13 protein-coding genes are annotated in these 16,222 nt (G+C 70.5%); 7 read left to right on the plus strand and 6 right to left on the minus strand.

The genetic code is table 11. The features are described from left to right. Positions 1 to 66: 66 nt before the first annotated feature. From RMN56_RS29325 to RMN56_RS29335, 3 genes are all read right to left on the minus strand, one after another. Positions 67 to 693, minus strand: coding sequence for a response regulator (locus RMN56_RS29325; RefSeq protein WP_313721082.1), 627 nt, complete (start codon positions 691 to 693; stop codon positions 67 to 69). Further along, entirely contained in the window at positions 690 to 2,705 is a 2,016-nt protein-coding gene (locus RMN56_RS29330; RefSeq protein WP_313721084.1) for a sensor histidine kinase, read from the minus strand. The genes RMN56_RS29325 and RMN56_RS29330 overlap by 4 nt, the downstream gene beginning before the upstream one ends. 145 nt (positions 2,706 to 2,850) lie before the next feature. Then, a complete protein-coding gene (locus tag RMN56_RS29335; protein ID WP_313721086.1) occupies positions 2,851 to 3,375 on the minus strand; it encodes a hypothetical protein in 525 nt (174 codons plus the stop codon). 148 nt (positions 3,376 to 3,523) lie between these two features. Here RMN56_RS29335 and RMN56_RS29340 point away from each other — a divergent pair, with 148 nt between their 5' ends. Together RMN56_RS29340 and RMN56_RS29345 are read left to right on the plus strand one after the other, a co-directional pair. Beyond that, entirely contained in the window at positions 3,524 to 3,697 is a 174-nt protein-coding gene (locus RMN56_RS29340; protein WP_313721087.1) for a hypothetical protein, read from the plus strand. Between the two features lie 885 nt (positions 3,698 to 4,582). Beyond that, complete coding sequence (locus tag RMN56_RS29345; RefSeq protein ID WP_313721088.1) at positions 4,583 to 4,849, plus strand: hypothetical protein; 267 nt, start codon at positions 4,583 to 4,585, stop codon at positions 4,847 to 4,849. Between the two features lie 88 nt (positions 4,850 to 4,937). On the opposite strand, the gene RMN56_RS29350 is transcribed toward RMN56_RS29345, so the two are convergent. Then, positions 4,938 to 5,966 (minus strand): sigma-70 family RNA polymerase sigma factor, encoded by a 1,029-nt coding sequence (locus tag RMN56_RS29350; protein WP_313721089.1) that lies wholly within the window; start codon positions 5,964 to 5,966, stop codon positions 4,938 to 4,940. Positions 5,967 to 6,307: 341 nt separating this feature from the next. Between RMN56_RS29350 and RMN56_RS29355 the strand changes: the two genes are divergently transcribed. The 3 genes from RMN56_RS29355 to RMN56_RS29365 all read left to right on the plus strand — a co-directional run bounded on the left by RMN56_RS29355 (position 6,308) and on the right by RMN56_RS29365 (position 9,004). Further along, a complete protein-coding gene (locus RMN56_RS29355) occupies positions 6,308 to 6,712 on the plus strand; it encodes an SgcJ/EcaC family oxidoreductase (RefSeq protein WP_313721090.1) in 405 nt (134 codons plus the stop codon). A 35-nt stretch (positions 6,713 to 6,747) separates the two neighbouring features. Further along, positions 6,748 to 7,488, plus strand: coding sequence for an SDR family oxidoreductase (locus tag RMN56_RS29360; protein WP_313721091.1), 741 nt, complete (start codon positions 6,748 to 6,750; stop codon positions 7,486 to 7,488). 73 nt (positions 7,489 to 7,561) lie between these two features. Continuing rightward, positions 7,562 to 9,004, plus strand: coding sequence for an MFS transporter (locus tag RMN56_RS29365; RefSeq protein WP_313721092.1), 1,443 nt, complete (start codon positions 7,562 to 7,564; stop codon positions 9,002 to 9,004). A 355-nt stretch (positions 9,005 to 9,359) separates the two neighbouring features. On the opposite strand, the gene RMN56_RS29370 is transcribed toward RMN56_RS29365, so the two are convergent. After that, positions 9,360 to 11,696 carry an SGNH/GDSL hydrolase family protein gene (locus RMN56_RS29370; RefSeq protein ID WP_313721093.1) on the minus strand — a complete coding sequence of 779 codons (2,337 nt, stop codon included), beginning with the start codon at positions 11,694 to 11,696 and terminating at the stop codon, positions 9,360 to 9,362. 413 nt (positions 11,697 to 12,109) lie between these two features. Here RMN56_RS29370 and RMN56_RS29375 point away from each other — a divergent pair, with 413 nt between their 5' ends. Next, the gene (locus RMN56_RS29375; RefSeq protein WP_313721094.1) at positions 12,110 to 13,972 is read left to right on the plus strand and encodes an exo-alpha-sialidase; all 1,863 of its coding nucleotides are present in this window, start codon (positions 12,110 to 12,112) and stop codon (positions 13,970 to 13,972) included. A gap of 588 nt (positions 13,973 to 14,560) precedes the next feature. After that, entirely contained in the window at positions 14,561 to 15,262 is a 702-nt protein-coding gene (locus tag RMN56_RS29380) for a FadR/GntR family transcriptional regulator (protein ID WP_313721095.1), read from the plus strand. Between the two features lie 71 nt (positions 15,263 to 15,333). On the opposite strand, the gene RMN56_RS29385 is transcribed toward RMN56_RS29380, so the two are convergent. Beyond that, complete coding sequence (locus tag RMN56_RS29385) at positions 15,334 to 16,128, minus strand: FadR/GntR family transcriptional regulator (RefSeq protein ID WP_313721096.1); 795 nt, start codon at positions 16,126 to 16,128, stop codon at positions 15,334 to 15,336. Between the last annotated feature and the right edge of the window lie 94 nt (positions 16,129 to 16,222).

Raw genomic sequence — 16,222 nt, forward strand, 5'->3', positions numbered from 1 at the left:
ATCCCGGTCATCGACAGCACCCGCCGGACATGGCCGGTGGGATTGGCCAGGGCGCGCGCGCGTGTCTCAGAGTCCGGCCTCACGGGCGCGCAGCGCTGCCTGGGCCCGGTCCGCCACCCGGAGTTTCGCGAGAATGTTCGACAGGTGGTTGCGGACCGTCTTGAGGCTGAGCGCCAGGGTCGCGGCGATGTCGGCGTTGGTGCGCCCGGCGGCTACCAGGCGCAGCACTTCCTCCTCCCGCTCGGTGAGCTCGGGGAAGGCACGCGCGGGGGGACGTGTCCCGGCTGAGGCGAGGAGCCGCGCCACCAGGCCGGGCGCCAGCACGCTCTGCCCCTGGGCGACCGCTTCCACGGCGATGCGCACTTCCTCCCGGCTCGCGTCCTTGCGCAGGTATCCCCGCGCCCCTGCTCGTACGGCGGCGAGCAGCGAGGCGTCGTCGTCGAGCATCGTCACGACCAGCACGGCCACTGTGGGTGCCAGGGCGCTGATCTCGGCGGTGGCGGCGATGCCGTTGACCCCGGGCATCGCGACGTCGATGAGCATGACGTCCGGTCGCAGCTGTTCGGCTAGTGCGATCGCGGTTGCTCCGTCCCCGGCTTCACCTATCACCTGCATGCCCGGCAGCGATTCCAGCAGCCCCCGCAGCCCGTCGCGGAACAGCGGATGGTCGTCGACCACCACCAGCCGGATCATCCCGCCACCGCCCATCCCCGGTCGACCGGCAGGCACGCCCGCACCGACGTGCCGCCCTCAGCGCCGGCCGTTACTGCGAAGGTGCCGCCCAGTTCCTCGGCCCGCTCGCGCATGCTGATCAGTCCGACACCCGCCGGCCGGTCCTCGGCCAGCCCCACCCCGTCGTCGTCGACCTGCACCACCAGTCCGGCCGGTTCGGTGGTCAGCCGGATGGCGCAGGTTCGGGCTGTGGCGTGCCGCGCGGCGTTGGTTACCGCCTCATCGGTGATCCGGTAAGCGGCGGCCTCCACCGCCGCGGGCAGCCGTCCGACGGGTGGGTCGCCGATCAGCTGGACGGTCAGCCCGTCGTGGCTGTGCCGTGCGGCCACCTCCCGGAGCGCGCCGACCAGTCCCAGCTCGTCCAGGCTGGGCGGGCGTAGCCCTCGCACAACTCGCCGCACGTCGCTGACCGCCTCCCGGGCCAGCGCGGCCAGGTCGGCCAGCGCGGCGACCACGGCCGGTTGACTGGCGAATCGGGCCTGGGCCGTCTCCAGTCGGAGCACCAGGGCGGCCAACCGCGGCCCCGTCCCGTCGTGCAGGTCGCGGCGGAGCCTGCGCCGCTCCTCCTCCCGGGAAAGCACCAGGCGCTCCCTCGAGGCGCGCACCTCCTCCGCCAACTGGGCGGCGTGGGCGGCGACCGCCACCTGCCGTCCGAGTTCGGCCAGCAACCGCCGCTCGGACTCGGTGAACGCCTCCCCTGGGCCGCGCGGGCCCAGCTCGAGCAGGCCCATCGGTCTGCCGCCGTGGATCAGCTCGATCGGGTACCGGCCGTGACGGGCCACACCGTGTTCTGCCTCGCGGGTCACCTCACCGTCGGGACCGGACAGGGCCAGTCGGGCGTACGGCAGGCGCAAACCGTCGGCGATTGCGGTGACCACGCTGTGCAGGTCGGCCTCCGGCTCGGCGGCCTTGCCCAGGCGGCGTCCGATCTGGGTCAGGGTGCCGTACGGGTCCCGGCGCCCGCCGTGCAGCAGCCGGTCGACGGCCGCCTCCAACCGGTCACGCAGCGGAGCGAAGGCGACCGCCACCCCGGCGGTCGCCACCAGGCCGCCGAGCCGACCCGCCTCGGCGCCGAGAATCGCCCCGACGTAGCTGACCACCGCCACATAGAGCGCGGTCAGCAGCGCCGTCAACGCCCCGTAGACCAGGGCGGCGCCGAGCACCGCCTCGATGTCGAAAAGCCGATGACGCAGGATCGCCACGCCCAGGGCGACCGGGAACGTCACGACGGCGACCAGGAACAGCACGTCCGCCAGCCAGCCGGGCAGCGGCACGCCCAGCGCCCCGGCCACCGGGTGGGCGGCAAGCACCCCGATGAAGACCAGGGCCGCCGCGACCACCCATGACAGCCGCCGCCGTTGCTCGGCGTCGCCCCGGCGATGCCGGACCAGCACGGACACCGCCGCGGCGAGCACCAGCGCCGCGGTCACCGGCGGCTCCACGGCGGCGACGACCGCTGCGGGTGCGGCCAGAGCGTCGATATCGAGCGGATTGTCCACACCCGAGCCGCCTGCGAGTTCGCCTGGCGCGAAGGCCGTGACGACTCCCTTCACGGCAAGCAGACCCGCGCCCCCGGCGAGCACCGGCCGCCAGCGCCGCGAAGGCAACCGCCCGTCCGGGATCAGGAGCATCGACAGGATCAGCAGGCCGACGCCGACCGGCGCCAGAACCGCGCCGGCCCAGGCCGCCGCGACCCCCACCGCGCCGTCGGCCACTGCCGCGTACGCCGACGCGGCGTCGGCCGCGACCATCGCCGCCGCGGAGGCCGTCAACAGCGGCCCGACTGGATGCCCCGGACGGCGGGCCAGCACGAGCGCGCCGACACTGGCCACGGCGAGCGGCACGCCCAGGGTGAAGCCGATGTCCGACCAGAACGGTCCGGCCGGTGCCTGCCGCCGAAGCGCCAGCGCCACCACCGCGAGGACGACGACACCGCTCCAGAGCGCGCCGACGCGGGCAGGTCGGTCGACCATTCCTCCCCCTTCCTCGGCCCACCGTTGCGGTGTCGCCGGCCTCAGCAGCACCGACGTCGGCCGTGCCGGCCCTCGGCCGGGTCGCCGAGCCGACGCCGGCACGGTCGACCCGGCCGCGTGGCGGACATTCTGCCCGCTCCACGGATCAGCTGACGGCCGGCACCACGGCAGGCGCGGCACGTCGGGACATGGCCCAGCCGATCGCGACGTAGAGCAGCCCGAAGGCGATCTCGCCGTAGACCGGGACCCCGCTGAGCACGACACCGAGCAGGACCCCCACCCCCGCCCAGACCGGCAGGGCCCGAGCCCGCAGGCAGGCGATGCCGAGCAGCAGCAGGCCAACGAGCAGGCCCAGCAGCGAGGCCGGCCCCGCCGGAGACTCGAAGAAGTCACCTACCCCAGTGAGGTTCAACAGCAGGATGGCTACCTGCACCAGGGACGAGAGCACCCCCAGAACGGCCCCGGTGGTGGCCAGGCTGGCCGAACGGGGGCGGCAGAGCACGGCGATCGCGATGATCGCGACTGGCAGGAGAAGGCCCCGGCCGAGGTACCCGACCGTCGACAGCGGCCCACCGTCCGGCTCCGCCAAGTGGTCCAGGCCGAGCAGTACGGAGCAGAGCCCACCACCGGCCGCGGCCGCGGCCCCCAGACGGGCGAGACTGACGTTCATGATGTACTCCCTTGCCGACTTCGACGGATCGTGACCCACTGATCCTCAAGCCCGCCGATATCCCGGCACATCGGCCCCGATCCCGCGCGACCCGGGATTTCCGTCCCGCCGGCCGGGACCGAGACCGGGCTGGACGGACGAGCCGGCGGTGGCGGCCACAGCAGCCGCACCCGCGGCACCGCCACCTCCACCGCCCCAGTTCTGCCTGATCTCCATCGGCGTCGGCCTGGTCACCATGCCGTTGACGTGGATCGCGTATCTGATCCTGGGTCCGATACTGGCCGCGCGAGCGGTGGAGGAGCACAACGCCCGCGGCTGGTGACGGTGTCGCTTGTGGCCTGAGTAGAAGATGCTGCTGCGGTCAGCAGCGGGCTCACCAGCCTCGAGGCGGCGGCCCGCATGCCTTGACTACGGCACGGTGGTCTCGGCGTTCTGTCGGACGGGCAGCACGAGGCGTGCGGCGCAGAGGTCTCACGTGTCGCTGTCACCGCAGCGTTCGGCGCCCGGTGGGTCGGCGAAGAGATCGCTTCACTTTGAGCTGTGCAGTTCTCATCGGCAGACGGCCGCCGCGCTGACCGGCCTGCCGGGATGGCCCCGCCTGTCCGAACCGGTGGGCTGACCGCCCGATCAGCCGGGCGGACCGCCGGCCGATGTTCCGCCCGAGGTTCAACCGATCCGCCCGGTTGAACCCGCCAATCGGCGAGCCGGCTTCTCGATCGGCGGCACTCGGCCGCCACCCGGGGGTCGCGACGCCGATAGCCGACTCACCCCTTGCCGCCCCGACCTGCGGTTTCGACAGTGAACGCAGGAACCCGGCCGCGTACCGCGGAAGGCGCGAGGACGCCGCACGCCGGCGCGCGGAAGCCGCCGCGGAGGGCCGGCCCGAGCAGAGACCGGAGGCGACGGTGATGGACATCGCCAGTTGACAGTGACTACCAGGTGACCGTCTTCGAGGAAGACGACGACCCGGAGGCCCTCATTGGGGAGGCGGTCGAGTACGACCTCTCCACGGACGAGGAGCACTGACGTGAGGGTGCATCTGGCACCCACCCTGAGAGTTCTCCGCGAGCGGAGATCAACATGCGGTCGTCCCATCCGGTCCGCTGGTACGGGCGGATGCGCGGCCTCACCGACGACGGCGTCGTCGGCCGCCTCACCTGGACCCAGATGGGTGTCCGGGTCACCTACTGACGTCGGGAGAGTTCTCATGCGGGTGTCCTTCCGTCCGGCTCGGGACGGCTACGCCTTCACCAACGGCTTCACCAACCACATCAAGATCGCCGGCCTGCCGATCACCGACACCAAGGGCCGGTGCGGCGGAATGGCGTTCGCCGCCATGGACCACTGGCACCAGCGCCTGCCGGTGCCGCCCGCCGGCGGTTCCTGCGGCGGCGGCAGGGCTGTGGCGTCGACTGGCAGGCGGGGCCATGGCGACTACGTGACCCAGCGCCGACGGTGTCCGGCGGATCCCTGAGCGGGAAGCGCCACACGGGCGAGCTCGAATCCACGCTCCTCAGGCAGCGGACTGCCTGCACCGGCGGCCTGGCGTGGCCGTGCCGGGCCTACCGTCCTCCGACCGGCCGGCCGGACCCGTCGATGCGTGCCGGGAGACTGCAGGGCTCGAAGAGGCTCGGGTCGTGGAAGGACACGATCCGGGAGACGCCTGTTCGGGTGAGGGTGAGCACCTGCAGGCCGTGCGGATGGTAGAGCCCGTCGGCGCCGCGGGTGTAGGTGGCGAGCGCCGGCTGGCCGTTGGCCGTCGCCGGAATCGTGCGGACCGCCCCGGCGCGGTCGAACACGGTGGTGGTGAGGAAGCGAATGACCGCGTCGCGTCCGGCGAACCATGTCAGGTGTGGCGGCATCTCCATCGTGACGTCCTCGCGCAGCACCCGTAGCAGTGCCGCGGTGTCCGCGTTCTGGAAGGCCTGTGCGTACCGGTCGAGCAGCATCCGGTCGGCCGGATCGGCCGGTTCGGTGAACATGTCCTCGGTGAGGCCGGTGCGAGCGAGGTGCGCGCGGGCCCGGGCGAGCGCGCTGTTGACCGCGTCGGTAGTGGTGTCGAGCAGGTCGGCGACCTCGGAGGCGTGCCAGGCGAGCACGTCGCGCAGGATCAGCACGGCCCGCTGTCTGGCCGGAAGGTATTGCAGAGCTGCCACCAGGGCGAGTCGGACGCTGCTACGTGTGGTGACGATCGTGGCAGGGTCCACGGCCGGCAGTGCGGCGTCGGGCAGCGGGTGGACCCAAGCGACGTCCGGACCGGCGACCGTCAGCGGCTGGTCCGGGTCACCGGAGGGCCCTAGCCCGGAGGGCAGGACCCGTCGACTGCGGTGGTTCAGGGTGGTGAGGCAGGCGCTGGTGGCGATGCGATACAGCCAGACCCGCAGCGACGATCGGCCCTCGAAACCGGCAAAGCCGCGCCAGGCCCGCAGGTAGGTTTCCTGGACGATGTCCTGGGCGTCGTGCAGCGAGCCCAGCATGCGGTAGCAGTGCGCCAGAAGTTCGCGGCGGAACGGCTCGGTGAGCCGGGAGAACTCCTCGTCGTCCGTCCCCGCGTAAGGCTCCCGGACCAGATCCTGCGCTGCTTGCGCCATGTCGTCGCTCCACCCGTCTGCGGCCTGACCTGTCTTGATGCAGACCTGCGGTCCGCCTGAAAGTGATCGGCCCGGAGCTTCGGTGTGGCCAAGCCCACGTCGCTGTAGGTGGCCGACCAGTGCGATCCATCCGCTGAGTCTTCATTCGTGACCGGCGAGCTGCCAGGTCCGCCGGGCGCTCGTACGGCCGCTACTCGTGCCCGATCCGCTTCATCTCAGGCTTCAAAAGGCCGCAGAGGTCGTCGCCGCTGGCGTCGCGCCCTCCAAGTGGCGGTGGCCCCCGACCGCGACACGGGTTCCCTGGCCCCAGGTCAGTCGACACATCGATGAGAGGACGACCAATGACTTCCACGAGGACCCAGGACACCGACGAGCATGCGGTACGAGCCCTGATCGACGCCGTCTCGGCCGCGTGGGCGGACAACGACGTGGCCGCGTTCGTCGCCCACTACGCCGACGACGCGACCGCGGTCCTGCCTGGGCTCGCACTGCTGAGCAAGGCAGTGATCCGCACCGCGATGGCGGCGGCGTTCGCCGACCAACTCAAGGGCACTCGGCGCATCCATCGCGTGCAGGACGTGCGGTTCCTCGACAACGCCACCGCGATCGTGATCAGCCGCAGCGTCACCGTCCACGCCAGCGAGAACGAGCCGCCCGCCGATCGATGGTCGATCGCGACGTGGGTCCTGTCCGACCGCTCCGGGCGTTGGCTCATCGAGGCCTACCACGACTGCCCCGCCGCCTGACCGCAAACACCAGACAACGGACGAGGAGGAGCACGATGACACAGCTGTCCGGACGGGTCGCACTGGTGACCGGCGGGAGCCGCGGGATCGGCGCGGCCATCGCCCAGCGACTCGCGCACGACGGCGCGACGGTGGCGCTCACCTACACCAGTGCCGCCATGAAGGCCCAGGCCGTCGCTGACAAGATCGAGGCCGAAGGCGGGCGCGCACTGGTCATCCGCGCCGACAACGGCGACCCGGACGAGGCCGTCGGTGCCGTCGAGCAGACCGTGCGAGTGCTCGGCGGCATCGACATCCTGGTCAACAACGCCGGCGTCTTCACCGGCGGCCCACTGGACCAGATCACGCTGACCGAGCTCGACCGGATCCTCGCCGTCGACGTGCGCGCGGTCTTCCTCGCGTCACAGGCCGCCGCGCGGCACATGACCGAAGGCGGTCGGATCATCACCATCGGCAGCGCTCTGACCGAGCGGGTCCCGGCGGATGGCATGACCGTGTATGCGATGTGCAAGGCCGCGCTAACCGGTCTGACCCGGGGCCTGGCGCGTGACCTGGGCCCGCGCGGGATCACCGCCACCGTGGTGCACGGCGGCCTGATCGACACCGACATGAACCCGGCCGACGGCCCCGCGGCGGGCCTGCTCACCGGTGTCACCGCGCTAGGCCGCTACGGCACCGCCGCGGACATCGCCGCGACGGTGTCCCACCTGGCCGGCGACGGCGGCCGGTACATCACCGGCACCGCGATCACCGTCGACGGCGGATTCGCCGCCTGACCGTTCCGCCTGACCTACCCCCTCAGGGCGAGGCGGAACCCGAGCACCGGACAGACAACCCTTGGAGAAAAACGTGGACAAGACCCGAACGCCGGTACGCTCCACCCCGGCGCAGCGGTGGGTTCTGGCCCTCAGCTCCCTCGCATCGTTCATCGTGGTGCTGGACATGCTGGTGGTGGCGACCGCGCTGCCCGCCATTCAGCGGGACCTCAACGCGTCGCTCGAGGATCTCGAGTGGACCGTCAACGCCTACACGCTCAGCTTCGCGGTCCTGCTGATGACCGGGTCGGCGCTGGGCGACCGCTACGGGCGACGCCGCCTGTTCGCGATCGGGCTGGGCCTGTTCGCCGCGGCCTCGGCCGCCTGCGCGCTGTCCACCCAGGCGAGCCCGCTGATCGCGGCGCGAGTCGTGCAGGGCGCCGGCGCCGCGATGATCATGCCGGTCGCGCTGGGCGTGCTCAACGGCGCGTTCCCGCCCGAGCGACGTGGCTGGGCGACGGGCATCTACGGCAGCATCACCGGGCTCGCCGCGATCACCGGCCCAGTCCTGGGTGGCGTCGTCACCCAGCACCTCGCCTGGCAGTGGATCTTCTGGCTGAACGTTCCGATCACGCTGATCGCGATTCCGCTGGTGCTCGGCCGGATTGTCGAGACCCGCGGGCCCGGCGGTGCGCTCGACCTTCCGGGCCTGGCCCTGGCCGCCGGCTCGGCGCTCGGCGTCACCTGGGCTCTGGTGCGCGGCAACGCGGCCGGATGGAGCAGCACCGAGACCCTGACGACGCTGGCCGGCGGGATCGTGCTCGGCGGCCTGTTCGTCATCAGGGAGCTGAGAACCCCTACCCCCATGCTGCCGATGCGGTTGTTCCGCTCGCCGGCCTTCTCCGCCGGCAACGCCGCGGTCTTCTTCACAAACGCGTCGCTGACCAGCGCGATCTTCTTCACCGCCCAATTCCAGCAGGTCGCACTCGGCCACGGTGCACTGCAAGCCGGCCTGCGGCTGCTGCCGTGGGGCATCGCGCCGTTCCTCATCGCGCCACGGGCGGGCGCGCTCACCGATCGAATCGGCGAACGGACGCTGGTCATCGCCGGCACGCTCCTGCTCGGCGTCGGCATGGGATGGATCGCGCTGATCTCCGAACCCGGCATCGGGTACGCCATGACCGCCGTCGCGATGACCGTCGGCGGCCTCGGGTTCTCGCTGGCCCTTCCCGCCGTCACCAAATCAGTCGTCAGCCGCGTCGCGCCGCAGGACATCGGCCGGGCATCGGGCACCTTCAGCACCCTCCGCCAGCTCGGCGGCGCGTTCGGGGTCGCCCTCACCGGCGCCGTCTTCGCCACGGCCGGCGGCTACGCCACCGCTCGCGCGTTCAGCGACGGCTACGTCCCGGCGATGAGCGTCTCCGCCGCGCTCGCCTTCGCGGCCACCGCCGCTGGCATCGTGCTACCGCGACATCGCGGCCTCGCGCCGGCCACGATCACCGGACATGCCGCACCTGTCGAATCCAAGGCGGGATGACCAGTCGAGCAGGACGATCTACATTCCTCGACTTGGCGACTGACGGTCGTCTACCTCGTTGTACCAGGGGCGGAGGAGGCACGACTGCGCCAACTGCACCAGTGGACAGCGCACGGGATCGGCACCAGAGGACGGCATCGTCGGTGGTGAAGACCTGCCCGTGGCCCCGCTCAGTGGCCAAGGCCCCGAGGTGATCTCGGTCGTCACCTGGCGTCTCTCCCTTGATCGGTCGATCAGCCGTTATTTGTACAGTCCCGCGCTGGGCCGGATAGATCCGGCGGATCGCCGCTCGCCGCGCGTCACCGCTCCGGCGGGTGGCTGCGTGCCGGCCTGTGGGGCAGCACGCAGCCACCGCTCAGCGGAGTGTGCCGAGGTCGATCGCCTCAGCCATCGCGCGGTAGCCCGCGTCCGACGGGTGCAGGTGGTCGCCCGAGTCGTACGACGGGTTGATCCGTTGCGGGTCGGCCGGGTCACGCACCACCGCGTCGAAGTCGACGACGGCATCGAAGTCGTCACTCGTGCGGATGAACTCGTTCACGGTCTGCCGCACGTTGTCCCGTTCCTCGGTGTAGGAGCGCCATCCTTTGATCGGCGTGATGGTTCCGACGACGATCCGCAGGCCCTGGGCGTGTGCCTGGGCGGCGATCTGCCGCAGGGCGAGTTTCAGGGTCTCCGCGTCGGGGTGTGCGAGGTTGAGGATGTCGTTGACCCCCTCGAGCACGATGACCGTGCGCGCCCCGGACGTGGTCAGCATGTCCCGGGGCAGGCGGGCGAACGCGTTCGGGCCACCGATCCCGGTTCCGGTGCTGCTGTCCAGGATCCGGTTGCCGCTGATGCCGCTGTTGACCACCCCGAACTTGGTCGGTCCCGGCTCGGCGGCGAGCCGGTCGGCGAGAACGTCGGGCCACCGCAGGTTCGCGTTGATGGTCGACCTGTCGCCGTCGGTGATCGAGTCGCCGAAGGTCACCACCGCGCCGCGCGAGGTGATGGACCGGACGTCCACGCCTGTCACGTAGTACCACGCCGTAGTCGGCCGGGTGAATGCGGCGCCCTGCTCGTCGGCCGCATGGTCGCCGTCCGCGGTGATGAACGACGTCTGGTACGAGCGCGGATGCTCGGTCACCGGGCCGGACGGCGTCGGGGTGTAGACGGTCACCAGCAGGTCCGCGTCTGCCGGCACGGCAAGGGAGATGGGGTCGCTGAGCACTTCACCGCCGGCCGGGATGGTCACCGACGGCGCGCCGCCGAAGGTCAGCTCGCGCATCGTGCCGGCGACCGCCTCCGGTGCGTCGGGCCTGGTCGCCACCGCCAGGGTCGCTCGTCCCATCAGGACCGGCGCCGTGCCGAGCGCGTTGGACAGGCGCACGCGGGCCGCGTCGCCCCCCACGCTGGTGTGCACCACGTTGCGGATCGTGTGGTTCGGCATGCCCTGGTCGGCGCCGGGCGTCGTGCGCGCCATGGCCGTCTGCCAGGTGCCCACCCAGTGGCCGGGCGGGCGGCGGTCGAGCTTTTCCAGGTCAACGGCCGCCGCCATCGCCTGGTAGCCGGCGTCCTTCGGGTGCAGGTGGTCGCCGGAGTCGTACTCCGCGCGTAGCCGGTTCGGCGTCGCGGGGTCCCGGAGAGCGGCGTCGAAGTCGGCCACCGCGTCGAACGCGCCGCCGTCACGGATGAAGTCGTTGACCGCCTGCCGTACGCCTTCCAGTTCCTCGGTGTAGTTGCTCGACCCGCCGAACGGCGTGAGCGTGCCACCGGTGATCCGTAGCCCCTTTGCCTTGGCCTGAGCCGCAATCTGCCCCAACGCCGCGATGATTTGCGACGGCTCGTGGTGCTGCGGCTGGCCGCCGATGTCGTTGATGCCCAACAGGACGACCACCGAGCGCACGCCGGTCGCGGTCAGGACATCGCGGTCAAGCCTGGACAGGGCATTGGGGTTCCAGGTGTTGTTGAGCAACCGATTCGAGCTGATGCCGGCGTTGAGCACGCCGAGCCGGGTCGACCCAGGCTCAGCGATCAGCCGGTCGGCCAGGTAGTCCGGCCAGCGGTGATTCGCGTTCCGGGTCGAGTTGTTGCCATCGGTGATCGAGTCGCCGAGTGTGACCACTGTGCCCGCGGCATCCCCCAGGACGTCCACGCCGCTCACGTACGGCCAGAAAGTGATCGTTTGGGTGAACGCGGCACCGGACTCGTCGGCCGCGTGATCGCCGGTTTGCGACAGGTACGAAGTCTGGTTGGCCACCTGGTGATAGGTCACCGGCCCGGACGGCACCGGGGTGTACACGCTGACCAGCAGGTCGCCGTCCTCCGGCAAGGCAAGGGCGATCGGGTCGCTGAGCACCTCGCCGCCGGCCGGGATGGTCACCGACGGCGCGCCACCGAAGGTCAGCTCGCGCATCGTGCCCGCGACCGCGTTCGGCGCGTCGGGCGCACCGGCGACCGCGACCGTCACCGCGTCCATCCGCACCGCCACTGTGCCGAGGACGTTGGTCAGTGAGACCCGCACACCCGCACCACCAACGCTGGTGTGCACGACGTTGCGGATGGTCCGGTCCGCATATCCGGTGGGGAGGTTGGGCACGGTGCCGGAAGCCGAGGCCGACCAGGTGCCAACCCAGCCATCCGGCGGTGCCGTCGACTGGGCGTTCTGCCCGGCTGCGGAGGCCGGGCTCGTCAGGCCGAGCACCAGCGCGAGCACGATGCTGGCAGTTTGCGTCATTCTCCGAATGTAGGACATGGGATCTCCTCCCGATCGCCAACGAGTTTGCTCCCCGCCCCCGTCGCGGTCAACAGGTCACCGGTGTTCCGTCCGATCGCGATTTACCTTGCTCGTAAGGTGCGGCACAGCGCGCAAATTGATCGACGTAGGCAGATCATCGCCGGACGGTGCGCACCAAGGGGCTTGCGGCAAGCGACATCGGACGTAGGATGTCCGGCAACATTTCGCACATGTGACGAGAAGTGGGAGGCACGGGCAGAGCCGCGGACGATCCACGAGCGCAACAGGTGCGACAACCGGCAACTCCGGCTCACCTGCCGCTCGACACGATCCGCCAAGTGGTGACCAGTGGAGGTATCGCATTCATGACGAGACAGAGACACCAACGATGGTTGTCCATCGCGGCAATCGCGGCGATGGTCGGCGCCTTGCTCACCCCCGGCACCGCGCACGCCGCCGAGCCGTACCACGAGGAGCAGGCGGTCTACACGGCAAGAACGGACGGGTATTTCTGCTTCCGGATCCCGGCGATCGTGAAGGCCACCAACGGAGACCTGCTGGCGTTCGCCGAAGGCCGGATCAACAACTGTGACGACAGGGGCGACATCGACCTGGTGCTCAAGCGGTCCCACGACGGCGGTCGCAGCTGGGGGCCGCTGCAGGTCGTGTCGCGCGGCAACGGCGACACGCACGGTAACCCGATGCCGATCGTGGACGAACGGACCGGTCGGGTCGTGCTGTTCACCACCCACAACCCGGGCACCGGGAGCGGTGGCCGCGTTCCGTTCCTGCAGATCAGCGACGACCACGGAGCGACCTGGAACGCGCCGCGGGAGATGATCGAGCTGATGCAGCCGGAGTGGACCGCCTGGTACGCCACTGGTCCCGTGCACGCGATCCAGCTCAAACGCGGCCCGCACGCCGGGCGGCTGGTGATGAGCGCCAACCATGAGTCCATCGCGCCCGACGGGCGGCGCATCGCCGGCATCCATCTCGGGTACAGCGACGACGGCGGCGAGACCTGGCACCTGGGTGCCAGCGCCGGTGGCGCCGCCAACGACATCTTCGTCAACGAGTCGACGCTGGTGGAGCTGACCGACGGGCGGGTCTACGTCAACGTGCGGGAAGCCGGCACGGCGGAGGGCACCCGGGCGTACGCGGTCTCCAGCGACGGCGCCGAAGGCTTCGACGCGCCGTTCCAGATGGTGCCCGAGCTGATGATGCCGGTCGTGCAGGCAGCGTTGCTGCGCCTCACCGCCACCGACGAAGGCGACGCGCGGGACCGCATCCTGTTCTCCGGGCCCGCCAACCCCGGCAAGCGCGAGGCCCTGACGATCCGGTCCTCGTACGACGAGGCCCAGACCTGGGAGACCTGGCAGGAAGGCAAGGTCATCAGCTGGGGTCCGGGCGGGTACTCCGACCTGGTCAAGATCGGGACCGACCCGGTCGCGGGCCCCATGGTCGGGGTGTTGTACGAAGGCGGCGTGGCCGCCCTGTACGAGGTGATCCAATTCGTCAGGTTCAACGAGGCGTACCTCGACACCCCGAACGGCTCGCCGCCGGACCTGCCGCCGCCTCCGGCGCCGGGACCGACGACCCCAGACGCGTCACCACGCTACGACAACACCGCCTACGTCCGCGGCGGCGCGACGCTGACCGAGGGACGGTACGGCACCGGAATCGCGCTCGACGGCGTCGACGACCACGTGGAGGTGCCGTACAACCCGGACGTCGACCTTGGGGACGAGCCGTTCACGATCATGACGTGGTTCCGGTACAGCGAGACCACCGGCAACATTGTGATCTGGTGGTTCCACCAGGTGGGCACGGGAGCTGCGCAGATCTGGCTGCGGGCCGAACCGGCGAGCAACCGCATCCGGGGTGTCGTCGGCACCGGCCAGGGCGACGCGAACATCACCATCGCGGGCGCGTACAACGACGGGCTCTGGCACCACGTCGCCATGCAACGCACGGCAACCCGCGTCATGGTCTTCATCGACGGCGCCACCGTCGCCGACCTGGCCGCCCCCCGCGGCTCGGTGACCACCGGCAAGGAGTTCGGCATCCACAGCATCTACCTCGGCCGGCGGGTCGACGGCCTCAACAACCCGTTCCACGGCACCCTCGACGAGTTCCGCATCTACGGCCGCGCTCTCACCCCGGAGGAGTTGCGGGATATCCGGGAACACAACGCCCCGATCGCCGGCCAGCTCCGGCTCCGCCTCCCGTTCGCGACTATCAACCCCCTGCGCTAGTCACAGCGCCGGTGCCCCCGCCAGCGGTCATCTGGCGGGGGCACCGCCACCTGCGCCGGATGCATTCACAGATCACGCAATGGCCGCTGTCTCTGTCGATGGCCGCCAGGTACTCGGACAGAGCCGCGGAACCGGAGGCCGCACCCACAACAGCCGGCGCCGGGTCAGCATGACCTGCTTCGAGCAGCTCTTTGCGCTCCTTACGGCGGCTACGCACCGCTTGCCGGGCCACGAGCCGTGGCTATAGGCCCGTCTCCCCGACCAGGTGGGGGGCAACGCAGCCTTCCCGCTTCCTCTGCTACCCCTCTCCCCCGGTCGCTGTCAAACGGCTGCGAGCGCTCACCGACGAGGGGTACACGTCGCTGGCCAAAGTCGAGTTCGACGCCACACCCTCAACCGGTCGCTGGCGGCAGCGCGGGCGAGGTTTGTCCACCTCCGTGAGCCGTGACATGGGATGTCCGCTTGGCGTCTGGTACAGGCGACGCCAGCAGGCCAGCGGGCGGAGCCGCGTGTACATTGCTCCTCAGCGGAGTGCGCTTGCCCAGACGTAGGATGTGCGCCAGCCGCAGTAGAGCCTGGAGGCACGGGATGGCCAGACGCAACGGCGAGACGGTTCAGGACCGCATCGTGGCCCTGATCCACGATCGTCAGCTCCAGCCCGGCGCTCCGATGCCGACCGAAACACAGCTCATGGATCTGATGGGCGCGAGTCGCAACAGCGTACGCGAGGCGGTCCGGGCGCTGCAGGCGCTGGGCATCGTCGAGATCCGCCACGGGTTCGGCACCTTCGTCGGCCGAGCTTCACTTGACGTGCTCGGTACGTCGCTGGAGTTCCGGATCCGCTCCGGCCCGCATGGCGTCCGCGCGCTCCATGACCTCGTGGAGGTGCGGGAGATGCTGGAGACCGCGCTCGTCGCGCGGGTCGCCGGCTCGACCAGCCCGAGCCGGCTGGCGGCGCTCGACGCCCTCGTGACCGCGATGCAGAACGATCTCGAAGCGGACCGCGCCTTCCACGCGCTGCTCTACGAATCCTGCGGCAACGAGCTCGTGCTGCAGCTGATCGACCTGTTCTGGCAGGTCTACCACCAGGTTGAGCCGCTGCTGGGAGCGCCGGAGGAGCGCATGGATGTGACGGTGGGCAACCATCGGCGGATCGTTGATGCGCTGCGCGCCCGGGACGCGTCCGCGGCCCAGGAGGCGATGCAACGGCACTTCCGCGACGTCAAGGAGCGCATCGCCCGTGCCGAATCGGCGCAGGCGGCGAAGCCGCTCGACAGCGAAGCGGCCTGAGCCGGCTCGGGTCAGCGCCGACTGTCCTCTCTTCCCCACAGCACCACTGCGGTCGAGGCAAGTGGACTCGGTCAGTGTTGCCCCAGGCGGGCCAGCCGGGCGCGTACGCCGTCGAAGTGCGCGCGCATCGCCGTCGCGGCCAACGCGCGGTCCCCCATGATGACGGCCGTGTAGATGTCGCGATGCTTGCGAGCCACGTCGGCGGGCGTCTCGTCGGGCGGGCCGAGGTCGTCGCTCAGCTGGTGATAGACCTCCCAGAAGGCGCCGAGCAGGCTGCCCACGAGCGGGTTACCCAGGGGGTGGTAGAGCACGTCGTGGAAGCGGCGGTCGGTCTCCGGGGAGACCGGGCCCACCAGCGCCTCGGCCTCCATCTGTGCTATGACGTCGCGGGCCGTGGCGAGGCGGGTCGTCAGGTCGTCCTCGCCCCGCAGGTCGATCAGGCGTTGCACTAGCCCGCTCTCCAGGATCTCGCGGATCTCGATGAGGTGCTCGAGGTGGTTGCGCTCGTCCTGCAGGGTGATGCGGCTGTGGAACGCCAGCTCGTCGACGAGGCCGTTGAGTGACATGCGCCCGACGAACATCCCGAAGCCATGGCGGATGTCGACGATCCCGACGGCCTCAAGGACCTTGAGCGCTTCCCGGACCGAGTTGCGGCCGATGCCCAGCTCCTCCATCAGCTCGGACTCCGTCGGCAGCGGGTCCCCTGTGCTCAACCCGCGCTGCAGAATGATGCCCTTGACCGCTTCCTGCACCTCGACGGCGCGGCTGAGCCGACGGCGCCCGTCCGCGGGACCGCGGCGTACGGTAACGGGCTGGTCGAAGGCGTCGCCAGTGCGTTGACGATCAGGATGAAACACCACGGACATCTCCCGGTCATTTGCTCTTGACTGGGGGCGAGCGCGACCCCTAGCCTCCACTTTAAGACGTGGGACGTAGGACGTCCAACGTGATGGCTCGAAG

It is taken from the genome of Micromonospora halotolerans, from assembly GCF_032108445.1.
Taxonomy (GTDB): Bacteria; Actinomycetota; Actinomycetes; order Mycobacteriales; family Micromonosporaceae; genus Micromonospora; species Micromonospora halotolerans.